Consider the following 22954-nt stretch of genomic DNA (forward strand, 5'->3'; position numbering starts at 1 on the left):
CTTATAAAAACTGTTGCGGTTCGTGGTCAATACTGAGACGAAGTTCGCTATTTTCACGTTCTTGTGTCAAGGCCAAGACCTGGTTAAGGGTTGGACCAAGCTCATCTTCTAAACGGTATTTAATTAAAATCTGATAATGATAGAGGTTATGAGTGCGAGCGATAGGTTTAGGCGTTGGACCAAGGATGATACTAGCATCCGACAAACCTGACCGCAAAATCTCCATTACTTGATAAGCACGTCTCAGAACCTCTTCTTCTTTTTTATGAGACAAGGTAATTCCAATTGTGAAATAATAAGGTGGATAACCCAACTGACGTCTGATGCCCATTTCATAGGCATAGAAACCTTCATAATCCTGATCTTTGGCAAAACGAATGGCGTAGTGTTGAGGATTATAGGACTGAATCAAGACCTGACCTGCCTTTTCAGCACGACCTGCTCGTCCTGCCACCTGGGTCAAGAGTTGGAAGGTTCTCTCAGAAGAACGGAAATCAGGCAGATTCAAGGCTGTATCCGCATTAAGAACACCAACCAAGGTTACATTTGGAAAGTCCAAGCCCTTGGCAATCATCTGGGTTCCCAGAAGAATATCCGCTTCACCCTTGCCAAACTGCTCAAGAAGTGCTTGGTGACTGCCTTTTTTACGAGTTGTATCTACATCCATTCGCAGAATGCGAGCCTCTGGAAAGAGTTCAGCCAGCTCATCATAGGCCTTTTGAGTTCCTGTTCCATAGTAACGAATACTGCGACTCTGACAGTTTGGACAGACATGAGGAATTTCTTTGGAAAAACCACAATAATGACAGTTCATGGTCTTGGTATCCATGTGCAGCGTCAGAGAAATATCACAGTTGGGACAGGTGTCCACGGTCCCACATTCCCGACACATGACAAAGCTAGAATAGCCACGGCGATTGAGCATGAGAACAACCTGCTCTTTTTTATCTAATCGATCTTTAATGGCCTCAATCAGTGGTGGTGTAAAATTTGATGTTTCATTCTGCCCGATATAATCACGGAAGTCAATCAGTTGAACTTGAGGAATACTTGCTAAAGGATTGGCACGTTGGGTCAGACGTAAGTGTTGATAAACGCCCTTTCCAGCCCGCGCACGACTTTCTAGACTCGGTGTTGCAGAACCAAGGACTAATGCTGCTTGATTGTACTGAGCTCGTAAAAGAGCCACATCTCTAGCATGATAACGAGGATTGCTGTCTTGCTTGTAGCTGGCCTCGTGTTCTTCATCGATAATGATTACCCCTAGATTTTTCAAAGGTGCAAAAACGGCAGACCGAGCCCCAACGACTACCTGAGCATCTCCACGCTCCACCTTGCGCCATTCATCATACTTTTCACCATTGGACAAGCCAGAGTGGAGAATGGCTACTTTATCACCAAAACGAGCAATAAAACGCTCTGTCATTTGAGGTGTCAGAGAGATTTCTGGGACTAGAACAATCGCTGTTTTTCCCATATCCAAGGCCCCTTGGATAATCTGCAAGTAAACCTCAGTTTTCCCACTTCCAGTGATTCCTTGTAAAAGAAATGGAGGATGTTTTTTCCCAATCGCTCCAACAACCGCCTCACAGGCTTCTTTTTGTTCTGGATTTAACTCTAAAGATTGGCTAGATTCAATACCTTCAAAATAAGCCGCTGAACGTTGCACTTCTTTTTGCACTATGGTGATAGCACCATGTTCCACAAAGAAATTAACTTGTTCGCGTGAGTAATGTTCTAACAAATCAGCCAAAGGAACCGTTTCAGGATGTACTAATAAGTATTCTCGCAGTTCCAATTTCTTCTTGGCACGATTTGAGATTTCTAGCTTTTCTAATTTATCAAGATGAATTTCAACCCAAGACTGCGTCTTAACCTTCTTCTGATCCACAGCCTGGTACTCTAGTTTTAAAAGCCCTTTTCGAGTCAATCGCATCATCTCAGCCTGCTTTTCTAAGTCTAGAGATGAAAATGCTAGAGACTCCTGTGAACCAAATAAGCGTTCTCTTTCCTGCTGACTTAAGCCTTCCAGAGGATAGAGGATCTTATCATAGCTAGAGTTCAAAAATCCAGGGAGCATAGCTTTCAGAATAGAAATCTTGTATGAAAAAACTGACTTACGTAGTTCTTCAGCTAGCCAGAGTTGTTCCTCCGTTAAAACAGGAGAAAAGTCCAGCACTTCGGCAATCTCTTTCAAATCTTCGTCTGCCACATCTGCATCAGATTGAGTCTCCATTCCAAGAACAATTCCCTGAATCAAGCGATTGGCCTTCCCAAAAGGGACATGAACCCGCATGCCAACTTCCAGCATCCCCTCAAATTCCTCTGGAATCTTGTAGCTATAGGGCTGGTCTGTCTGCATCAAGGGAACATCCACAATGATTTTTGCAATAGCCATGTCCTCACCTCCTTCTCTTCTTAAATCGTTCAAATGATTGAGTATTCTTGCAATAGAAAAAATAAGATTGAGTCCCCCCAACCTTAAATTTTTTCACCTTCTTCTTTTTCTTTCGCGATTTGCTCTTTGATTTTCTTTTCTTCTTCTTCTTTCAATCGTCTTTCTTCTTCGATACGACGACGAACAGCTTCGCGTTTTCCTTCTGGATCTGGGTGGATGGTTACATTCCCTGATTCAATTTCTTCTAAAGCACGAAGAGTTGATTTTTCAGATTTAAATTCTTGAGTAGCAGGTGCTCCAGCTTCTAATTCGTGAGCACGCTTTGCTTCCAAGATGACAAGTGAATATTTTGATGGTACCTTATCAAGCAAGGTATCAATAGAGGGTTTTAGCATCATTTGTTTGTACCTGTTTTCTAAATTTTATCGAATAGTCGGAGACTTTGGTAGCATATCCTGATAATGACCAATCACGCGGTCTACACGGAAATGTTCTGCTTCAATCACACGTTTAACACGTTCTGCGGCAAGAGGAACATGGTCATTTACAATAGCGTAGTCATACTCACGCATCAAAGCAATTTCTTCCTTGGCTTTTTCGATACGCTGAGCAATTACTTCTGCGCTATCTGTACCTCGGCCTACGAGACGGTCTTGCAATTCTTCCAAATCTGGTGGTGTCAAAAAGATAAAGACAGCATCTGGAACTTTTTTCTTGACCTGAAGAGCTCCCTGCACTTCAATTTCAAGAAAGACATCGATTCCCTTATCAAGCGTTTCATTGACATAGGTCAGAGGAGTTCCGTAGTAGTTGCCTACATACTCTGCATACTCTAACATTTGCCCTTGACGGATCAATTCTTCAAATTCCTCCCTTGTACGGAAGAAATAATCAACACCATCTACTTCACCTGGACGTTGTGCCCGCGTTGTCATAGATACAGAATATTGAAATTGATTTTCAGAACTCTCAAAAATTTCTCGTCTAACCGTTCCTTTTCCAACTCCTGAAGGACCTGAAAAAACGATTAGTAAGCCTCGGTCTGCCATTATATCTCCTTTGGATAGTTTGTGAAATGACTTGAAAATTTCTGTAAGATTATATATCTAAAGCCATTTCTGCTCGCTACAATCTTTCTATCTAGTGTAACAAAAAAGCAGTAATTTTTCAACTGCTCTTTCTTATTTATTTTGCATAATCAACTGCACGAAGTTCACGAATCACGGTTACCTTGATATTTCCTGGGTAATCGAGATTGTTTTCGATTTTCTCACGAACTTTATGAGCCAAGATTGTGACCTTGTCATCTTTGATTTGACCTGGATTTACCATAATGCGGATTTCGCGACCAGCTTGAAGGGCAAAGCTATTTTGAACTCCTTCAAAGCTATTCGCAATTTCTTCAAGGTCATGGAGACGTTTGATGTAGCTTTCGAGTGACTCACTACGAGCTCCTGGACGGGCAGCACTCAATGCATCCGCCGCAGCAACGATGACTGCGATCACACTTTCAGGTTCTACATCTCCGTGGTGACTGGCAATGGTGTTAACCACAACTGGGTGTTCCTTGTACTTGCGAGCTAACTCGGTACCAATCTCAACGTGGCTACCTTCTACTTCACGGTCAATGGCTTTACCAATATCGTGAAGGAATCCCGCACGACGAGCAAGGGTAGCATTTTCACCAAGTTCGCTAGCCATGATACCAGCCAACTTAGCAACTTCAATCGAATGACGCAAGACATTTTGTCCGTATGAAGTACGGAACTGCAAGCGGCCCATGATCTTCATCAAGTCTGGGTGAAGGTTCGGTGCACCAATTTCATAGGCTGCGGCTTCACCATATTCACGAATCTTGTTATCAATCTCTTGACGATTTTTCTCAACCAACTCTTCGATACGAGCTGGGTGGATACGTCCATCCTTAAGCAAGGTTTCCATCGTCATACGGGCAATCTCGCGACGGATAGGATCAAAACCTGACAAGGTTACCACTTCTGGCGTATCATCAATGATAACATCAACCCCTGTCAAACTTTCAAAGGTACGAATATTACGCCCTTCACGACCAATGATACGACCTTTCATGGTATCATCAGGCAGATGAACTGTAGAGTTGGTAGACTCAGCCACATACTCACCAGCAATTCTCTGCATAGCTTGGGACAAGATATCCTTAGCCAATTTGTCTGAACGTTCCTTAACTTCTTGCTCAGCCTCACGAATGCGACTAGCAATTTCCTTAGTCAAGTTTTCCTCTGTCTGGGCCAAGATAATGTCTTTTGCTTCCGACTGAGTCAGAGTTCCAATACGCTCTAGTTCAGCTTGCTTTTGTTTCTCAATTTCTTCTAGTTGCTCTTCACGTACATCAAGGTTTTTTGCTCTATCAGAAATACTTTGTTCTTTTTGTTCAAGTGTTTTTTCTTTGTTCGTCAAATTGTCATCTTTACGATCAAGACTGCTAGCACGTTCGGTCAAACGACTTTCAATTTGCTTGAGTTCTTGACGTTCTGATTTAAATTCAGCGTCCACTTCTTCACGGTATTTTCTGGCTTCTTCTTTGGCCTCCAATAGTGCTTCTTTTTTAAGAGACTTGCTTTCGCTCTTAGCTTCATTGAGTAATAAATCCGCTTCGCGCTCCGCTTGTCCTCGTAAATTAGTTGCTTCTTGTTCAGCATTTAAAAGCATCAGCTCTGCAGCCTCTTGTGATGATTTCATCTTGACTGAGATGCTGACATATCCAATGACTAAACCAATGATGACGGCAAAAACAACGATAACAATCGCCATAATTTCCATGTTTTTACCTCAATTTATTTGTTTATCCGAATGATATGCATTCTTATACATTCTACCATAAAAAATCATTTTTAACAAACCTTAAATTGAAGTTGTTTTGGTCATTTCAAGTCTAAAAAACCTTATTTTCCCTAATAAAATAAGCTATTATCACTAATTAAATTTTTAAAGATTTTTTTAGAAAAAAATAAGTTAAAAAGCCTACCTCAAAGTAGACTTAATAATAATCTTTGAAAGACAAGAAAACCGCTCTTTCTCCATCAATCATATAGATTAAGCGATTTTCTGCGTCAATACGACGCGACCAAGCTCCTTGGTACTCATACTTGAGCGGTTCTGGTTTTCCTACGCCTGTGAAAGGATCGCGTTGAATATCCTTGATTAGTTTGTTGATTCTTTTTAGCGTTTTCTTGTCTTGAGTTTGCCAGTAGCAATAATCCGCCCAGGCATCTTCTGTAAACTTGAGTAGCATCCATCACTCCTCAATCACATGAACCTGAGTATGTCCTGCACGAACTTGGGACATTCCTCGCAAGACCTTGTCAGAAAGCTCCTTATTCTGAGCAATTCTCACGGTTTCTTGAATACTATCCCACTCACTCTTTGAAAGGACGACAATATCCTCGTCAGGATTTTTGTTGACCACTGTCAAAGGTTCAAACTCATCGTTTACCTTCTTCATATAGTCCTTTAAATGATTTCGGAATGTTGAGTAAAGAACTGCTTCCATAACCATACCTCGTTTTACCTCTTTTCCATTATTATACACGAAAAGAATAAAATTGTCAGGAACTTGTACAAGATTTTTCCTTTTCTATCTATTTATTTTATTCGAAAAAAACTAAAAAAGCCTACCTCAAAGTAGACTCAGTTTGATTCAATTTTAATTGGCACTCGACCAAAATTTTGTTCTGCGATACTTGGGTGTCCCAGTTGATAAATTTGGTCTGCCTTTTGGGTTATGGCATCCCAGGGTTCTTTGCCAATTCGGCTGACTAGACTAACCTGCCCTTTCAGAAACTTGAGGTGTTGCCTGCCTTTTTCAGTAAATCCAAGGACATGAATGGCTTCTGGCAGATTACTTTCTCTTGCCTGCACTAAGATATAGATCAAGAGGCGTCTGACACGTGCTTTGGTATAGCGTTTAGTGGCAACTGACTCTACCAATTCTTCCAAATTCTGTGACATCTTAATAGCCTCCTTGATGCGCACCGCCATTTCTTGATTGACCTGATAGATGGTTGTTAGATCTGGATTTGACAAGATTTGATAGCGAAGCAAAGGATAATAATCTTCCCAGTTTACCTTGCTAGCATTTTCAAAAAGAGCAACCGAAGGCATAAAACGTTCTAAGAAATTTTGATCATTTTGATGCTGACGAAGAGCTGTCGCTGAGGCAAAGTCAACATCCTTATCCACCGAATGGTAACCCGCTCCCTGACGTTGAATTGGATGAAGTTTGATGTTGCGCCCCGCGACTGCCTTGGCATAGGCAAGAGCAAGGACATGATTGGGCGTATCACCAGAAAAATCAAGACCTGCAAATTCCTTCCACATAGCTTGGGTTTTCTGGGGATAAGAAAGAGAATCAGGTAAATTATCCACAAATTTCTCCATCTCTTGACCACGTTCTGAGTATAGGTCAGCAATTTTCTGATAATCCAGAACTTCCTCTGTCCCAAAGGCTAAGGTATCAATTCCCAAACGAGCCAAGATAGCCACTGCACCTTGGCCGAAAAAATCCGCCGCCTGAACACTGACTAAAAAGGGCAATTCTACAACTAAATCTGCACCATTCTCTAGTGCCATTTGAGCCCGTGTCCACTTGTCCACAATAGCAGGTTCGCCACGTTGAACAAAATTCCCAGACATGGCCACAATTTTCAGGCCATCTGCCTGTTCCAGCAAGTATTTATGGCCATTATGAAAAGGATTGAACTCCGCGATAATACCTGTGATAGTCATGATGTTCTCCCTATCTAATGACGAAATCTACGATACCGCTCAGGCAATCTTCCTCTCCAGTTAAGCCATTGTTTTTCTCCTACTGGAAGGATTTCTGCCAGTTGTTCGTTGCTATAATTTTTTTGTAACTCAGGATAAGCTATCAACATTGTTGGTCTATGGCATCCAGCAACCGTCATTGGCCATGTTCCATACATCAGCATATGTCGGATATCATCCTCTGATTTTATTCCATTTACTAACATATCAAAAAGTTTCTTAGACATATCGTAAACGACTAACTCTGAAAACACGGTCCCTTCTTCCTGAACATAGAAGTACTGCCCATCTTTTTCCCAAAGCGTTCCATTTTGACGGATACGATTAAACTGCGAAACTTCTTCCCAAGAATATTTTGATCGAACCATATCCATCTCCTACTTCTGCACCACAAAAAACCAACGGGTACTGGTTTTTGTTGGCTCCTTGTCTTCAAAGTCTGCAAAGAGTTTAAAGGATTTAAAGCCAGCCTGTTCCAGCAGAATATCATAGGTTAAGACTTCATAAGTACGCTCTTCATGGACTTCATCATGACGGCTAAAGGAACCGTCTGTCTCCTTGACAAAGAAGGTCAGTTCATGCACGATAGAGTGAGGAGCATCGTCCTCATAGGTATCCCAAAGCATAGCGAAGTCTTCCGCATTTTCATGATAAGAATAACCAGGAAAGACATCATCTGTCTGGTAAGTCGAATGCACATCAAAGATAAAGACCCCGTCCTCATTGAGAGCATTATAGACTTCTTTAAATACATCCCCTACTTCCACCTCATCCTGCATGTAGCAGATAGAATCGGAATAGCAGGTCACAAAGTCGTATTTACCAGCCTTGGATAAATCCAGCATATTGCCTTCAATGAAATCAATCTTTTGCTTGGCTGAAGCCGCTCTCTTTTCGGCAATCTTCAACATATCCGCACTCAAATCAAGCCCAGTCACATCAAAGCCAGCTTGCGAAAAGCGAACGGACTGGATGCCTGTCCCACAAGCCAATTCCAAGAGTTTCTTTCTGTCCTTGGTTTTAGGCAAATGGCGTAGCGAAAAGTCCGTCCATTTGTCGTATAAACTATCATCCATAACTGCATCGTAAACAGCCGCAAAAGTTTCATAAGTCGCCATAATCATGATACCAAGAGCGTCCATGGCAAACACCACTCGCCCTTTACCTTTCAATCAATTTTTCTAAAATAAGCAAATAAAACCCAGTTGACTGCAACTGAGTTCAATTGTAACGCTATAGTCTTTTCGTTTGCTTTTAGTACTAGGCAACGAATTGCAGGCATAACTAGAGTTAGGCAAAATGAGTTAACGCCGTAATAAAAGATAAAGGAAAAGACTATAAAGTTTCTGAGAGATCTACAGAATTAGCCTCATGCCATAGCTTTTCTAGGTTATAGTGGGCACGCATTTCTTCTGAAAAGATATGCACAACGACACTGCCGAGGTCTAGCAAGACCCAGCCTCCAGCTGCATCACCTTCGACATGGCTGCCTTTAAAGCCTGCTTCCGCTACTTTTTCACGAATATTGTCAGCGATAGCATCCAACTGACGACTGTTCATTGAGCTAGTGATAACAAAGTAGTCTGTCACACTGGTTAATTCTTGTACATCAAGTGCAAGAATATCCTCAGCACGTTTCTCATCAGCCGCTTTCACGACTAGTTCTAGTAATTCTTTTTCGTTCATTTAATCCTCTTTCTAGAAAATATGTTTGTAATCTAGGACATCTGCAAAGCGCCCCTCCCAAATGCCCTCATAAAATTCATTTATCGTTTCTGCTGGAATGTCATCGCCATCAAACGTCGTGCAAGTTCCTTCTGGAATAATAAGCTGATAGCCATATTCAAAGGCAACCTTGACAGAGGTATCCACACAATATTCTGTCTGCATACCACATAAAACTAATTTTTCAATCCCCTGTTTATCCAAGTATTCTTTTAAACCAGTTTCTTTGAAAATACTGTTATACTTCTTCTGAAAGACCTTTTCATTAGGTTTTCGACTTAAAAACTCAGATAACTGCCAATCTTCTGATGTTTGGGCTTCAGGGCTCTCAATATGTTGAACATAGATAATTTCGATATTCTTGCTTCTAGCCTGGTTTTGTAAATAAGAAATTTTTTCCAATAGACTTTTTGTCTGAAACCCAGTTTCCACTAAAATATTCTGAACATCAATGATTATAAAAGCCGTCTTCATTTAGTCCTCTTTCAAATAGTGCACATAGGCGTTATAGGTTTCAAGGGTTTGGGGATAGATGGGAAATCCTTGGTGAGCTAAATGCTCTACTGTGTGGGCTGTCTCGTAGGCCACCGCCTTATTTAGCGATAGTTCAGCAATTTCACGCGCCTCATCTACTCCTGGAAAGGCACGATTATGTTCGATGTAGTCTGCAACATAGATAACTTTGTCAAAATCTGTCATCTGACTCGCTCCGACTGTATGAATTTCTATTGCACGCAGAATTTCAGAGTCTTGCAAGTTCAAATCTTCCTGAATTTTGTAGATACCGACCATACCATGCCAAACATTATTACCCCAGTTTTTGAGGTCTGGATCTAGTTGATATCGATCAATCAAGTCTAGAAACTCTTGATCTGATAGCTTTTTAGCATAGTCATGAAGAAGGCCTGCTAGACCAGCTTTCTCAACATCAATTCCAAATCGTTCTGCAAGCTCAATAGCTGCACGCTCCACACCCAGACAATGGGTTAGGCGTTTTTCAGGTAGAAGCTCCGCCATTTTTTCTAACAATTCTTCACGGGAACAGTTGATATAGTCCTGGTATGCCATCAATAAAGTCCTTCTTTCTCGATATAGTCTAGCACTGGCTTTGGCAAGAGAAAGTTAGGTGTGCGTCCTTGGGCGATGAAATCACGCACCATGCTGGATGAAATATCCATGAGGGGCACATCCACCCAGATAACTGGATAAGAAGTCCCTGCCTTGTAACGTGGACGCTGAACCCCCACAAACTGAACCAAATCGACCAATTCGTCAATTCTATACCACTTAGGCAGATAGTCTACCATATCTGCACCGATAATGAAATAATAATCTGTATCTGGATTCTTCTCTGTTAGAAGCTTCATGGTGTCGTATGTGTAAGAAATACCCTTACGTTCTAGCTCGATGGTTTCAATAGCTAGACCCTCGATTCCATCAATCGCTAACTCAAGCATTTTGAGACGGTGGTGTTCAGGAATGGTTTCCTTTTTATCTACGTGAGGTGGTTGATATTCGGGCATGAGCAAAACCTGGTCCAATCCCAACTGTTGGCGCACTTGGTCTGCCACGATCAGATGGGCATTATGAACGGGATTAAAATTTCCACCCAAAATACCTACTTGTTTGCGTTTTTTATCCTTGATTTCTGGCTCTAACTCCACTTTTGTAAAGGGAGTTAATAATTCAATTGCCATAGGTTAATCTCCTTTACTCTTCTGTAAAAACAGCTTTTGGGAGTATCGTTCTTAGATTTCTTTAACTTTTTTAGAAATCTTGCGATTTTCTTTCTTGCTTGATTGTTTATACAAAATCAAGATACGTCCGATTTTTTGGACTGTATCCACACCAATTTCTTCTTCCAAGATTTCAGCTACTTCGTGGATATTTTCATCTGTGTTTTGCAAGAGAGTAACCTTGATCAATTCACGAGCGTCAAGAGCCTGACGAACGCTGGTTTTGATTTGATCGTTGAGACCATTTTTCCCGATTTGGATGATGGGTTTGAGGGTGTGTGCCTGGCTGTTGAGGAAGGCACGTTGTTTTGATGTTAGTGACATATTCTTTCTTCCTTTTTTGATAGTTATTTTAGGTGATGAGGGACGGTCGGAACTAATTTTTCAATGATTTCATCTTTGAAAAATGGATTTCCTGACCTCACAATTGAGCCTAGGTCTCAATTGTGCCCCTTGCCAATCTAAAGATTGGCAATCACACCACGGCAATAACTATCTTTTTATGAGCTCACTTTGTTCGCTCGGTGATTTTATTTTAAATAATTGCTTTTCGTGTGACGACGGCGACGCCTTCTGGTGCCCAGACGGCGACTTTGGCGGTGCCTGTTACACGGATCCAACCTAGTCCTGAGATGACTAGGTCTGTCTTGTCCTTGATGTTAAATACATGTTGGACTAGTTTTGGAAAATCTTCTTTTTCCTTGTTATTTGGTGGTGTGAGGAGAGTTCCCAGGTGCTTGTCGTAAAAGGCACTAGCTCCCTCTAGCTTGGTACGATGAAGTTTGAGTTCATTGTCAAAGAAGGCTGTAAAACCTTGCTTTTCTCCTGCAATAAAGTCAAAGCGTCCCAATCCACCTAAAAATAGGGTTTGTTCAGGGTTTAGCTGATAGGTTTTTGGTTTGATTTCCTTTTTAGGGCTGACATACTTGAGGTTTTTAGCAGTCAAGTAGTGAGCCATCTGGTGACGGTGGATAATCCCCGGCGTATCATAGATATAAGAACCGTCATCAAGTGGAATCTCAATCTTATCTAGAGTTGTTCCTGGGAAGCGTGACGTTGTGATGACGTTCTGGTCACCCGTGATTTCCTGGATGATAGCGTTGATGAGGGTTGATTTCCCGACATTGGTCACACCAACTACGTAAACATCACGTCCCTTACGGTAGTGCTCAATCTTATCAATTACTTCTCTGATAGCATGCTTATTTTGGGCAGAAGTCAAGACGACATCGACTGGACGAAGTCCTTCTTCATGGGCACGCTCCATCAGCCACTGGCTAATCTTACCTGGTTTCACTGACTTAGGTAGGATATCTTTTTTGTTTCCAACCAAAAGCACATCATTACCTGACACAAAGCGTGGCAAACCTGGGATAACAGAGCCATTGAAGTCAAAAATATCAATGACATTGACCACCAAGGCATCGCTATCTCCAACCTCGTGCAAGAGTTTTAGGAAATCATCATCCGTCAACTGCACATCTGTGATTTCATTATAATGACGAAGACGGAAACAACGCTGGCAATAAACTTCTCCAGTTTCCAAACCTTTTTCAAGTGCTGACTGAGGTGTAAAACCTAAACCAGTCTTATCTTCCGTCTGAATGGTTGCTCCACAACCAATACAGAGAATTTCTTCCATAATTAGATTCCTTTTTTATAAGTGATAGGGCCGTACTTTTCAGCGATTTTTCTCATGACACGACGCTCACGCGCTCGGTTAATCTGAGTCTTAATAGAGTCGTGTTGAACCAAGGGTTTAACCAAAATCGAGCGAATGCCTGCTCGGTGGGCTGCTCGAATATCCGTCATCAGCTGGTCGCCTACCATGACCACTTCGTTCTTTTTATAGTGGAAATGTTTCATGGCACGGTTAATTCCTAAAGTAAAGGGCTTCAGTGCCCAGTAAACATAGTCAATATCAAATTTTTCAACTGCTCGTTTGACACGTTTGGGAGTATTGTTAGATACCACAATGATACGTATCCCAGCATCACGCAGATCATGCAACCATTGCTTCATCTCTACTGTTCCATCTGGATTATTCCAAGCAATCAGGGTATTGTCCAAATCCACCAAAACAGCTTTGATTCCCTGTTTTTGCAGGCTTTGAACTGTCAGATCATAAACTGCTTCCACAGCAAAATCTGGCATGTAATTTTCAATCGCCATTCTGGCTCCTTCTCTTTTATTTTCTAGTAATTTTCTTCAGCCATTGAGATAAGGCTGCCCATAAAATCAAGCTAGCTATTAAGATATAAATCCAAGCATTGGGCTCTTCTGTAAATGGTAGAGGAACATTCATTCCAAAAAAACCTGTAATAACCGCAAGGACTGCTAACAAGACTGAGATAATAGTCAAAATTGTCAAACTATCATTCAGGTTATTGTTTAGGATGTTGTTGTAAGAAGCTGAGAGTTGTTGCAAGACTTGAGAAATCAAATCTGTCATGGACACCAACTGATGGGCTTCAATCATGGCATCATCAAACTGCTCTCTCTCCACTTCGTTAAAGTTCCGATAAAGCGCGTGTCCTTGGATATGTTCCAAGAGGAGACGATTTTGTTTAGCCGCAGCTGTCAAGTAAACCATACCAGTTTCCAAGTCAGAGAGGGCAAAGAGATTTTTTTTAGTGGTTGTTTGACGTAACAAGGCACTGATTTCATCCTTGCTTTTATCCATCTGTTCAATGACAGGATAATAAGCATTGCTGATAAGCTCTAAACCGGCAAATAGAAACTTGTAGATTGAAATGATTTCATGATTTTCAAGATAGCCTAGCATCTGATCAATGACATAAGCATTCTTATGATTGCTGATGGTAATCATTCGTTGCTTTTCCACGATAAAGGTCATAGGAATGGCTTCATAGTATTCCTTGTCCCTTTCTAAGTCAAGAACGTTGTAGATAAAGGTCACTGTCCCATTTTCACGGTTATAATCCATGTGGGCCCGTTCGTTTCTATCCAGCGCATACTCGATGGTTTCTTTATCCAATCCATAGATTTCAGATAAATCTTCAAGATTTTTGATGATTTCCACATCTAGATTAATCCAGGTACAACCATTTCCTAACTGCTTATCTAAAAACATCGTTTCTCCTTTACCAAACTCTTTCTATTGTACCATAAATCAGGTAAAATTTCAGTCCTCGTCTTTTCTTGAAAAATTGCTAACCACAGTAATATTACGGTTAGGAACAAAGTGAAGGGCTTGGTCGTCACTTCTCAGTTGAGTCGTTCGAATTCCGACACTAACTACTTTTCCTGATACGGTAATAGGACCATTGGTCAAAATAACTTCATCTCCTACATCCAACTGACGTTCAAAGAGAATAAAGAAGCCGTTGATGACGTCTGATAGAAAACCTTGTGCCCCCATACCGATAGCCACACCAGCAATCCCCGCACCTGCAAGCAAGCTAGATACAGGTAAACCTAAAATAGACAAGATACAGTAAATCAAGAAGAAATAAAGCGTGTAGTTGAAAATATTTTCAAGCAAACGAGAAATAGTCTTTTGTCTACCTGCATCTCGATTTGAAAACTTAAGTGAAGGTTTAACAATCTTTCCTACAGCAACATGGAGGAACTTTTTAGCTATATAAAATAGAAGGATAAGAAGTAGAAGAGAAATCACCTTGGTCAAGAGATTTTCTAATACAGTTGTTAGATCTAATTTATCCAAATAACGTTGAAAAAATTCTTGCATATAAAACTCCTTTTCTATCCATTATACCATAAATCCTTCCCAGCCATCCTTTTCATAAATATTCATTAATTCCAATGAAACTTATAACTCACTTGCTTTTCAAGCATATTTATACTATAATCATAAACAATACACAAAAAAGGAGACCTCTATGAAAAGAATCATTCGTGCTTGGAACAAAACAAATTTGATCAAACGTATCGGAATCGGAATGGTCTTGGGAGCAATTCTAGGTCTACTCTTTCCTAATCTAACTGGCATTGGTTTATTGGGAGATTTATTTGTAGGAGGACTAAAAGCTATCGCTCCTATCCTGGTTTTTGCTTTAGTCGCTAACGCCCTTTCCCAACACCAAAAAGGCCAAGATAGCAATATGAAAAGAGTCATTTTCCTCTATTTGCTGGGGACTTTTGCTGCTGCTCTTGTAGCAGTTTTGGCTAGTTTTCTCTTCCCTGTTCAGATGGTCTTGAGTAGCGCTAGCACTGAAGTTTCTCCTCCAGACGGTATCGGACAGGTACTCAGTAATCTTCTGCTAAAAATAGTAGATAATCCTGTCAATGCCATCATCGAAGCTAACTATATCGGAATTTTGTCTTGGGCTATCGTCTTTGGGATTGCCATGCGAGAAGCTAGCAAAAATAGCAAGGAACTACTCAAAACAATGGCCAGTGTGACTTCAAAAATCGTCGAATGGATCATTAACCTTGCGCCATTTGGTATCCTCGGATTAGTCTTCGAAACCATCTCTGGCCAAGGTATTGCGAGTTTAGCAAATTACGGAATCTTACTCGGACTTTTGATTGCCACTATGGTTTTCGTTGCCCTAGTGATCAATCCTCTGATTGCTTTTCTCTTTATCAAGAAAAATCCTTATCCACTTGTTTGGAAATGCTTGCGTATCAGTGGCGTTACAGCCTTTTTCACCCGAAGTTCCGCTGCTAATATCCCTGTTAATATGAAACTCTGTGAGGATCTAGGTCTTAATCCAGATACCTATTCTGTCTCAATCCCCTTGGGATCAACCATCAATATGGCTGGAGCTGCTGTTACCATCAACATCTTAACCCTAGCAGCTGTCAATACTCTAGGCATCTCAGTTGATTTTGCAACAGCCTTTGTACTCAGTATCGTTGCAGCCATCTCTGCCTGCGGTGCTTCAGGAATTGCCGGAGGCTCACTCCTTCTCATCCCTGTTGCATGTAGTCTCTTTGGGATTACCAATGATATCGCTATGCAGGTTGTAGGTGTAGGTTTCGTCATCGGTGTTATCCAAGACTCTTGCGAAACAGCCCTCAACTCTTCAACAGATGTCCTCTTTACAGCAGTAGCCGAATTTTCCTCTGCTCGCAATAAATAATCAAGGCAAGCCTATTTAGGGCTTGTTTTGTCTGGTTTCTATCATTTATTATAGGAAATGTCTCATGTCTATCACCCAACGTACTTTTAAACTCGTTCTGGCAACCTGTTTGGCCTGTATTCTAGCCTACTTTCTGGATTTATCTTCAGCAGTGTCCGCTGGTATCATAGCCCTATTGAGCTTATCGGATACCCGTAGAAGCACCATTAAGCTGGCTCGCAATCGTTTATTTTCAACCCTTCTTGCTCTTTTTATTGGTGTCCTTTCCTTTCACCTGACTGGCTACCACATCTGGAGTTTTGGTCTCTATTTGGCCCTCTATGTTCCTCTGGCCTATAAACTGGGCTGGGAGATTGGCATTACCCCGAGTAGTGTCCTAGTCAGTCATCTCTTGGTTCAGAAGTCTACATCATCTGATCTGCTAGTGAATGAGCTCCTCCTATTTCTGATCGGTACGGGATTTGCCTTGACTGTCAATCTTTACATGCCTTCTCGGCAAGAAGAAATCCATCTCTATCATCTCAAGGTAGAAGAAAAACTCAAACATATTTTGCAACGTTTTGAATATTATCTTGGAAAGGGCGATGGTCGTAACCGTGCCCAACTCGTTGAAGAACTGGATCAGCTTCTTGAAGAAGCTCTCAAACTGGTCTATCTTGATCACTCTGACCACCTCTTTCATCAGACCGACTATCATATCCACTATTTCGAAATGAGACAGAGACAGAGTTGTATTCTTCGTAATATGGCCCAGCAAATCAACACCTGTAATCTAGCCGCAAGCGAAAGCCTAATCCTTGCCCAGCTATTCGCTAAAATTGCAGATCAACTCAGTCAGACCAATCCTGCCAACGATTTATTAAATGATATTGAAAGCTACCTGCAGGTATTTCGCAATCGTAACCTCCCTAAAACAAGGGAAGAATTTGAAACGCGCGCAACCTTACTTCAACTCCTGCGCGAATTGGAAAACTTTATTCAACTGAAAGTTGACTTCTATCAACGCTATTCTGAAGAAAAAAGCAATCTATCATCATAAACAAAACACCTTTTGAACTGCGAGAACTTGCAATTCAAAAGGTGTTTTTCTGTCTTGAGCTTAGCTAACTAGTGAATCTTACTGAGTAGCAAAATTGCTATGAACTCCTAATGATAGACTTATCTTTCCCTTAAGAAGTATAGATGGAATTTCTAAACTCATTTGATTCCTTGAGATATGCTTTGTATATAGCTTTTTTCAACTTCTGAACAGGAGTTTCAATGAAACGGTATTGTTTTTGACTGATATTTCCTGCTTTAATCTGAGCAAGTTCTTCTTTTACCGCTACTTCCATCAATTGCTTCATACGTTCAGGACTGGAAATTACTTCTTGCTTACCTTTGTAGTCAATGGTAATTGGTTTCAACTTACTGATATTCGCAATCCGTTCATTCATTTGTTCCTTCTTGAATTGGGCATAGGTCTTACCAGCTAAGATCTTTTCAAAGATGTATTGGTCTGACAAGGGACGATTCTCTTTTTCAGCATCTTGCTTGTACTGATTAGAGACATAAGGAACGAAACCTTCGTAATAGCCAAGACCTGCCATGAGTTCAAAGGCTTGTTTTCTAAAGCTGATATCACCACTCATTCCCTTATCATTTTCGTTGACACCATAAATCGTATCAAACATATCAACGGTATAATAACCATTGGCATCTACTTTCCCGGTAGCCGTGAATCCTTTAATGATATAGCGATTTACCACGATATGATTGTCAATCAAACTATGAACATCGCCTAGCTTGCTAGCATCTGCCTCGGTCAAGGCCTTGATTTCCTCGCTCTGGTGGGTTGGTTTGACTGATGGATTTGGATAAGGAACAGGAGTTCTTGAACCACTTGTCGCACTTGGCAAGAGTTGCTTGAAGTAGACTGCCTTATCCGCAGCTGACAATCCTCGACTTGCCTCAGCTTCTAGATAATCTAAAGTATAGAGAACATCGAAACTACCATGCATATATTCTTTCAAATCTGCGGCTGATTTAAAGCGCTCAGGTGTCTTGTTGTAGAAACTGTCTTTGTCACTCTCGTCATAGACAAAGTTCAAGTTAAAGTAGCTATCCATTTCCGGAGTGTAGGAATTTTCAAAGATTCCACGTGCATAGAATTCTGCCCCAGTACCATCTCGTCGACCATAATTGTTAAAGAGGACTGTGCGATCCAACAAGTGAGTCATTTCATGAGAATAGGTTGCTGACCCTCGATCGTCCAAGACCCTATCAATAAAGTAACGCACACCAGCACCATTTGCCTCAGCACCAACTGATTGGGACGGAGAATACATGCCTAACGGAGACATGAAGTCCTTGACTCCCTTATCCGCCTCTGAACCAAACTCCTTAGACCAGGTTTCCTTAATGCCTGCATTTTGCTTGCTAGTATACTTTTTCATAGTATCCACAATCAAACGGTTGGTTACTAGTTTTGATTGATTGTCTTTTTTAGTGATTCTATAAAGCGTATCAACATAAGTAGCCTGACGCTCAGCTGTCAATTCAACCAAAGCCTTCACTTTTTCCAATTCAGCCTTATATTGAGCAGGATTGCTCTGAGCCAGTGAGCTATCCATATAAGTTCCGATATTTCCGTAGGAAACAGTTGCCATATTAGTAATGGCATATATGCTCGGTTCCTTGATATTCACTAGGCCTAGAAGTGTAGCCATGTTAAACTGTTTGCGATTATCAATCTGTTGAGGTTCTGCCCCATACTTGGCAGGATCAGAGGTCAACTTCGTGTAGAGACTGACATTTTCATCTGTTTTTTCTTTAGATTTTTTCTCAACAACGATGGCTTTTGTAGCGTCCTTCAACCAAGTATCACCATCCATGTTTGTAAAGGTTGTTCGGTTATAATCTAGAAAGTCTAATAGGGTTGACTTATCGGTTACTTTTCCAAAGTATGTTTCAAATGTTCGAGGACTATTGACCAGTTTCATCTCATCATAACTCATTGAACCCAGAGATGTTAGCCATTCTAATGACGTCACCTTCTTGCCAAAGGAGCTTGGATTGTAGGCAAGAATATCACGGATGTTGGTCTTGCCAAAATCAATATTGTAGAAACGATTGATATAGGTTAAACCTAGGAGAATCTTTTCCTTATTAGATTCTAAATCTGCCTGAACCTTAGCTCTGCTTTCCGCTGTATTTCCGAGCACACTCAAGGTATGAGCTACAACTTTTTTAAGGTCTGTATCTAGGGTCTTTTTCGTTTCTTCAAGTGTGTCTTTAATAGATAATCTCTCTAGATATTCTTTGCGAAGGACTTCTTTAACCTCTTCATCTGTAATAGTAGGATTTGTCTTTTTGAGTTCAATCTTCTTACTAATTACATCCCGCCCCAGAATATTTGGTCTGAGAGCATTTGTCACGTAAGCATTGGAAAGTAAATCTACAGCCTTCATTCCTTGGCTAGCCGGTCTTACATCAATGGCATTTTCCAACTCCGTATTCACCGGAAGAAGATGAGGTTTGTTTTCTTTGCTTCCCACCAAGATGATCTTTGGCTTCATTGCTTTTGTCACAGCACTTGTTTCCGTGTGTGATAGCATTTCACCTGTTTGAGGATTCACTTCATAAACTCTGGTAGTGGTGGTCTCGCCAGGCTCGCCCTGGCTTTCTACTTTTTCAAGGTCCTTCTCAAGTGTTGGATCCTGACGGCGTTCCTCCTTGATTGGAATTGGGGTCACAATGGTTTGGACATTTCCGACCTTCACTACCTTATCAATCGGAGCTGTTACTTCTTTTTGGTGTTCTCTTTCTGTAACCTGACCTGTCTGAGCATCTACTTGATAGGTGGTAGTCGTTTTTTCGCTTCCTTCCTTACCAGGAACAGCAACTTTTTCTGTTTGATAAGGAAGTGTCGGGTCCGCTTCATATATCGTATTATTTGCGATGACCTTTGTTTCTACACTTGGTTTGGTCCCAACTAGAACAACCTCATCTACCTTTTCTACCAGAGTTTTTGATGTACTAGACTCTGTAATCTGACCACTGGTTTGATCTCTTGTATATCGGGTAGTGGTTTCTACTTGTCCATTGACCCCATGTGTTTTCGTTTTTCTAGAACCGACTTCTTGGCTGTCATCTGCTTGATAGATTGTTTTATATGGGATTGTTTGGGTTTCAATCTTAGGTTCTGGAACTGGGGCCGACTCTACCTTAGTGCCTACTGCGATAATTTCGGTAACTGGCTCCAAGGTTACAGTATTGGATTTGAGTTGGCGGACTTCCTTGCCATCTACAGTCCTCACCTCGGTTAAAATAGTGCGCTCGCCTGCGACGCCTGCCTGAATGACACGTGTTTGACCCTTAAGCAAGTCCGGATCTTCCTGATGAATAGTATCATAGGCAACGGCTTCTGTCGTGACCTCAAGTTCTAGCTTCACCTCGACCAAGCTTGGAGTTCCTTCACTTGGAATTGAGGTGGATTCTACCTTAGTGCCTACCGCGATGACTTCGGAAACTGGCTCTAAAGTTACAGTATTGGATTTGACCTGGCGGTCTTCCTTACCATCTACAGTCGTCACTTCCGTTAAGATCGTGCGCTCACCTGCAACGCCTGCTTGGATAAGGCGGGTTTGCCCCTTGAGTAAGTCTGGATTGTCCTGATGAATAGTATCATAGGCAACGGCTTCTGTCGTGACCTCTAGCTCTGGTTTCACCTCGACCAAGCTTGGTGTACCTTCACTTGGAGTTGAAGTGGATTCTACCTTAGTGCCTACTGCTATGATTTCGGAAATTGGATCCACAGTTACAGTGTTGGATTTGACTTGGCGGTCTTCCTTGCCATCTACAGTCGTCACTTCTGTTAAAATAGTGCGCTCGCCTGCTACACCTGCTCGGATAAGGCGGGTTTCACCCTTAAGCAAGTCTGGATCATCCTGATGAATAATATCATAAGCAATGGCTTCTGTCGTAACTTCAAGCTCTGGCTTAACCTCGACCAAGCTCGGAGTACCTTCACTTGGAATTGAAGTGGATTCTACCTTAGTGCCTACTGCGATAATTTCGGAAACTGGCTCAAAGGTTACAGTATTGGATTTGACTTGGCGGACCTCCTTGCCATCTACAGCCGTCACTTCCGTTAAGATCGTACGCTCACCTGCGACGCCTGCTTGAACAACACGAGTTTGACCCTTAAGCATGTCTGGATCGTCCTGATGAATAGTATCATAAGCAATGGCTTCTGTCGTTACTTCAAGCTCTGGCTTCACCTCTACCAAGCTTGGAGCACCTTCACTTGGAATTGAAGTGGATTCTACCTTAGTGCCTACTGCGATAATTTCGGAAACTGGCTCTAAGGTTACAGTATTGGATTTGACTTGGCGGACCTCCTTGCCATCTACAGCCGTCACTTCCGTTAAGATAGTACGCTCACCTGGAACGCCTGCTCGAACAACACGAGTTTCACCCTTAAGCAAGTCTGTATCGTCCTGATGAATACTGTCATAAGCAACGGCTTCTGTCGCAACTTCAAGCTCTGGTTTCACCTCGACCAAGCTTGGAGTACCTTCGCTTGGAATTGAGGTGGATTCTACCTTAGTGCCTACTGCTATGATTTCTGAAACTGGTTCTAAGGTTACAGTATTGGATTTGACTTGGCGGTCTTCCTTGCCATCTACAGTCGTGACTTCCGTTAAAATAGTGCGCTCGCCTGGAACGCCTGCTCGAATAAGGCGGGTTTGACCCTTAAGCAAGTCTGGATCATCCTGATAAATAGTATCATAAGCAACGGCTTCTGTCGTAACTTCAAGTTCTGGTTTCACCTCGACCAAGCTTGGAGTACCTTCGCTTGGAATAGAGGTGGATTCTACCTTAGTGCCTACTGCTATGATTTCAGTAACTGGTTCTAAGGTTACAGTGTTGGATTTAACTTGGCGGTCTTCCTTGCCATCTACAGTCGTCACTTCCGTTAAAATAGTGCGCTCGCCAGCTACTCCTGCTTGAATGACACGTGTTTGACCCTTAAGCAAGTCTGGATCATCCTGATAAATAGTATCATAAGCAATGGCTTCTGTCGTAACTTCAAGCTCTGGCTTCACTTGGATCAAGCTTGGAGTACCTTCGCTTGGAATTGAAGTGGATTCTACCTTAGTACCTACTGCGATGATTTCGGAAATTGGATCCAAGGTTACGGTGTTGGATTTAACTTGGCGGTCTTCCTTGCCATCTACAGTCGTGACTTCCGTTAAAATAGTGCGCTCGCCTGCAACGCCTGCTCGAATAAGGCGGGTTTGACCCTTAAGCAAGTCTGGATCGTCCTGATAAACAGTATCATAGGCAACGGCTTCTGTCGTGACCTCTAGCTCTGGCTTCACCTCTACCAAGCTCGGAGTACCTTCGTCTGGAATTGAGGTGGATTCTACCTTATCTACTTGTGGAGAATGAGGTTTTGTATTTTCATTTCTAGAAACTTCTCCATTTCCCCTTACAAAATAATAGCCTGTAAATTCATACCCCTCAATACTTTCTGGACTAGGCAAAAATTCTCCTGCAACTGTTTTGACAAGAGCTGGACGAAGCTCTACTAAGTTCTCCAAGGCAGAAACTGATAGTGCAGTCCCACCTACAGCCAAAACTGTCACTAGAAAGAGAGAGGCCACTTTTCTCTTTTTAATGAGAGTGAGCGAAACTAACAAGATACCTGTACCTAAGACAGGTAGGATAGCATTTGAAAACAAGCCAGTATCAGGTAACTTGGTAGCAGACTTACGGTAGACGAAGTAATAATCCTTACCTTCCTCCACTTTGATAGCATTTTCTTCAAACCAAAGTAGTTCAGCCTTCAAAGATTCAGGCAAGTCTTTATCCTCCACATAGTGTGACACTAGCTGGGGAATCCTCTCCTCTGCAAGTACAGCATTTCCACTTGTACCTACAAAAAACAAACTCGTTCCCAATAAGACGGAACAAGTTCCTACTGCATACTTTCTCAAAGAAAAGCGTTGTTTTGCTTTAAAATGATGTTTTTTCATGACAAACTCCAATTTCGTATCTATTCCTTTTCCCAGTATATCAAAAATAGTAAACGTCTACAAAGGATTTGAATAATAAAATTGCTATGGTTAGCTTCTTTATCCAATTTTTAAAGAAAAGTATCCTGATTCTTTGTAAACATTCACAGTAAGAACGTAATTTCCTCCCAGAAGTTCTTCTATTATCTGCTACTTAATAAA

General features: G+C 41.6%; 21 protein-coding genes. 2 read left to right on the top strand and 19 right to left on the bottom strand.

Annotated features, from left to right (window positions below; translation table 11 throughout):
- Position 1: 1 nt before the first annotated feature.
- The 18 genes from PCY08_RS03570 to PCY08_RS03655 form a co-directional block, all read right to left on the bottom strand.
- Entirely contained in the window at positions 2 to 2398 is a 2397-nt protein-coding gene (locus PCY08_RS03570; protein WP_301559455.1) for a primosomal protein N', read from the bottom strand.
- An 83-nt stretch (positions 2399 to 2481) separates the two neighbouring features.
- Positions 2482 to 2796, bottom strand: coding sequence for a DNA-directed RNA polymerase subunit omega (rpoZ, locus tag PCY08_RS03575; RefSeq protein ID WP_006146546.1), 315 nt, complete (start codon positions 2794 to 2796; stop codon positions 2482 to 2484).
- A 24-nt stretch (positions 2797 to 2820) separates the two neighbouring features.
- Positions 2821 to 3447, bottom strand: coding sequence for a guanylate kinase (gmk, locus tag PCY08_RS03580; protein WP_000775049.1), 627 nt, complete (start codon positions 3445 to 3447; stop codon positions 2821 to 2823).
- Positions 3448 to 3583: 136 nt separating this feature from the next.
- The gene (locus PCY08_RS03585) at positions 3584 to 5197 is read right to left on the bottom strand and encodes a ribonuclease Y (RefSeq protein ID WP_070461168.1); all 1614 of its coding nucleotides are present in this window, start codon (positions 5195 to 5197) and stop codon (positions 3584 to 3586) included.
- 217 nt (positions 5198 to 5414) lie between these two features.
- The gene (locus PCY08_RS03590; RefSeq protein ID WP_301559456.1) at positions 5415 to 5669 is read right to left on the bottom strand and encodes a Txe/YoeB family addiction module toxin; all 255 of its coding nucleotides are present in this window, start codon (positions 5667 to 5669) and stop codon (positions 5415 to 5417) included.
- 3 nt (positions 5670 to 5672) lie between these two features.
- A complete protein-coding gene (locus PCY08_RS03595) occupies positions 5673 to 5927 on the bottom strand; it encodes a type II toxin-antitoxin system Phd/YefM family antitoxin (protein ID WP_198921493.1) in 255 nt (84 codons plus the stop codon).
- Positions 5928 to 6064: 137 nt separating this feature from the next.
- Positions 6065 to 7162 (bottom strand): nucleotidyltransferase, encoded by a 1098-nt coding sequence (locus tag PCY08_RS03600; protein ID WP_301559457.1) that lies wholly within the window; start codon positions 7160 to 7162, stop codon positions 6065 to 6067.
- Positions 7163 to 7176: 14 nt separating this feature from the next.
- Complete coding sequence (locus tag PCY08_RS03605) at positions 7177 to 7569, bottom strand: hypothetical protein (protein ID WP_006153606.1); 393 nt, start codon at positions 7567 to 7569, stop codon at positions 7177 to 7179.
- Positions 7570 to 7578: 9 nt separating this feature from the next.
- Positions 7579 to 8319 carry a class I SAM-dependent methyltransferase gene (locus tag PCY08_RS03610; protein WP_301559480.1) on the bottom strand — a complete coding sequence of 247 codons (741 nt, stop codon included), beginning with the start codon at positions 8317 to 8319 and terminating at the stop codon, positions 7579 to 7581.
- Between the two features lie 217 nt (positions 8320 to 8536).
- A complete protein-coding gene (rsfS, locus tag PCY08_RS03615) occupies positions 8537 to 8887 on the bottom strand; it encodes a ribosome silencing factor (protein ID WP_045763167.1) in 351 nt (116 codons plus the stop codon).
- Positions 8888 to 8899: 12 nt separating this feature from the next.
- Complete coding sequence (locus tag PCY08_RS03620; RefSeq protein ID WP_045763166.1) at positions 8900 to 9400, bottom strand: cysteine hydrolase family protein; 501 nt, start codon at positions 9398 to 9400, stop codon at positions 8900 to 8902.
- On the bottom strand, positions 9401 to 9994 hold the full coding sequence (yqeK, locus tag PCY08_RS03625; protein ID WP_045763165.1) for a bis(5'-nucleosyl)-tetraphosphatase (symmetrical) YqeK: 594 nt from the start codon (positions 9992 to 9994) through the stop codon (positions 9401 to 9403).
- On the bottom strand, positions 9994 to 10623 hold the full coding sequence (locus tag PCY08_RS03630) for a nicotinate-nucleotide adenylyltransferase (RefSeq protein WP_045763164.1): 630 nt from the start codon (positions 10621 to 10623) through the stop codon (positions 9994 to 9996). The genes yqeK and PCY08_RS03630 overlap by 1 nt, the downstream gene beginning before the upstream one ends.
- Positions 10624 to 10674: 51 nt before the next feature.
- Positions 10675 to 10986 (bottom strand): ribosome assembly RNA-binding protein YhbY, encoded by a 312-nt coding sequence (gene yhbY / locus PCY08_RS03635; protein WP_000060171.1) that lies wholly within the window; start codon positions 10984 to 10986, stop codon positions 10675 to 10677.
- Positions 10987 to 11197: 211 nt separating this feature from the next.
- Positions 11198 to 12304 carry a ribosome biogenesis GTPase YqeH gene (gene yqeH, locus PCY08_RS03640; RefSeq protein ID WP_045763163.1) on the bottom strand — a complete coding sequence of 369 codons (1107 nt, stop codon included), beginning with the start codon at positions 12302 to 12304 and terminating at the stop codon, positions 11198 to 11200.
- A gap of 2 nt (positions 12305 to 12306) precedes the next feature.
- Complete coding sequence (locus tag PCY08_RS03645) at positions 12307 to 12834, bottom strand: YqeG family HAD IIIA-type phosphatase (RefSeq protein ID WP_045763162.1); 528 nt, start codon at positions 12832 to 12834, stop codon at positions 12307 to 12309.
- A gap of 16 nt (positions 12835 to 12850) precedes the next feature.
- Positions 12851 to 13756: a magnesium transporter CorA family protein gene (locus PCY08_RS03650; protein ID WP_045763161.1), complete on the bottom strand. Its 906-nt coding sequence runs from the start codon at positions 13754 to 13756 to the stop codon at positions 12851 to 12853.
- 51 nt (positions 13757 to 13807) lie between these two features.
- A complete protein-coding gene (locus tag PCY08_RS03655) occupies positions 13808 to 14374 on the bottom strand; it encodes a mechanosensitive ion channel family protein (RefSeq protein WP_301559458.1) in 567 nt (188 codons plus the stop codon).
- A 151-nt stretch (positions 14375 to 14525) separates the two neighbouring features.
- On the opposite strand from PCY08_RS03655, the gene sstT reads away from it, so the two are divergent.
- Positions 14526 to 15731 carry a serine/threonine transporter SstT gene (gene sstT, locus PCY08_RS03660; protein WP_301559459.1) on the top strand — a complete coding sequence of 402 codons (1206 nt, stop codon included), beginning with the start codon at positions 14526 to 14528 and terminating at the stop codon, positions 15729 to 15731.
- Between the two features lie 64 nt (positions 15732 to 15795).
- Positions 15796 to 16770 (top strand): aromatic acid exporter family protein, encoded by a 975-nt coding sequence (locus PCY08_RS03665; RefSeq protein ID WP_301559460.1) that lies wholly within the window; start codon positions 15796 to 15798, stop codon positions 16768 to 16770.
- 130 nt (positions 16771 to 16900) lie between these two features.
- Here PCY08_RS03665 and PCY08_RS03670 read toward each other — a convergent pair whose 3' ends face one another.
- Entirely contained in the window at positions 16901 to 22753 is a 5853-nt protein-coding gene (locus tag PCY08_RS03670; RefSeq protein ID WP_301559461.1) for a G5 domain-containing protein, read from the bottom strand.
- Positions 22754 to 22954 lie beyond the last annotated feature (201 nt).

Source organism: Streptococcus sp. SO4 (assembly GCF_030440055.1).
Lineage (GTDB): Bacteria > Bacillota > Bacilli > Lactobacillales > Streptococcaceae > Streptococcus > Streptococcus nidrosiense.

Coding starts and splice junctions, on each gene's coding strand:
- PCY08_RS03570 (WP_301559455.1), bottom strand. CDS start 2,398: ATGGCTATTGCAAAAATCATTGTGGATGTTCCCTTGATGCAGACAGAC.
- rpoZ (WP_006146546.1), bottom strand. CDS start 2,796: ATGATGCTAAAACCCTCTATTGATACCTTGCTTGATAAGGTACCATCA.
- gmk (WP_000775049.1), bottom strand. CDS start 3,447: ATGGCAGACCGAGGCTTACTAATCGTTTTTTCAGGTCCTTCAGGAGTT.
- PCY08_RS03585 (WP_070461168.1), bottom strand. CDS start 5,197: ATGGAAATTATGGCGATTGTTATCGTTGTTTTTGCCGTCATCATTGGT.
- PCY08_RS03590 (WP_301559456.1), bottom strand. CDS start 5,669: ATGCTACTCAAGTTTACAGAAGATGCCTGGGCGGATTATTGCTACTGG.
- PCY08_RS03595 (WP_198921493.1), bottom strand. CDS start 5,927: ATGGAAGCAGTTCTTTACTCAACATTCCGAAATCATTTAAAGGACTAT.
- PCY08_RS03600 (WP_301559457.1), bottom strand. CDS start 7,162: ATGACTATCACAGGTATTATCGCGGAGTTCAATCCTTTTCATAATGGC.
- PCY08_RS03605 (WP_006153606.1), bottom strand. CDS start 7,569: ATGGTTCGATCAAAATATTCTTGGGAAGAAGTTTCGCAGTTTAATCGT.
- PCY08_RS03610 (WP_301559480.1), bottom strand. CDS start 8,319: ATGGCGACTTATGAAACTTTTGCGGCTGTTTACGATGCAGTTATGGAT.
- rsfS (WP_045763167.1), bottom strand. CDS start 8,887: ATGAACGAAAAAGAATTACTAGAACTAGTCGTGAAAGCGGCTGATGAG.
- PCY08_RS03620 (WP_045763166.1), bottom strand. CDS start 9,400: ATGAAGACGGCTTTTATAATCATTGATGTTCAGAATATTTTAGTGGAA.
- yqeK (WP_045763165.1), bottom strand. CDS start 9,994: ATGGCATACCAGGACTATATCAACTGTTCCCGTGAAGAATTGTTAGAA.
- PCY08_RS03630 (WP_045763164.1), bottom strand. CDS start 10,623: ATGGCAATTGAATTATTAACTCCCTTTACAAAAGTGGAGTTAGAGCCA.
- yhbY (WP_000060171.1), bottom strand. CDS start 10,986: ATGTCACTAACATCAAAACAACGTGCCTTCCTCAACAGCCAGGCACAC.
- yqeH (WP_045763163.1), bottom strand. CDS start 12,304: ATGGAAGAAATTCTCTGTATTGGTTGTGGAGCAACCATTCAGACGGAA.
- PCY08_RS03645 (WP_045763162.1), bottom strand. CDS start 12,834: ATGGCGATTGAAAATTACATGCCAGATTTTGCTGTGGAAGCAGTTTAT.
- PCY08_RS03650 (WP_045763161.1), bottom strand. CDS start 13,756: ATGTTTTTAGATAAGCAGTTAGGAAATGGTTGTACCTGGATTAATCTA.
- PCY08_RS03655 (WP_301559458.1), bottom strand. CDS start 14,374: ATGCAAGAATTTTTTCAACGTTATTTGGATAAATTAGATCTAACAACT.
- sstT (WP_301559459.1), top strand. CDS start 14,526: ATGAAAAGAATCATTCGTGCTTGGAACAAAACAAATTTGATCAAACGT.
- PCY08_RS03665 (WP_301559460.1), top strand. CDS start 15,796: ATGTCTATCACCCAACGTACTTTTAAACTCGTTCTGGCAACCTGTTTG.
- PCY08_RS03670 (WP_301559461.1), bottom strand. CDS start 22,753: ATGAAAAAACATCATTTTAAAGCAAAACAACGCTTTTCTTTGAGAAAG.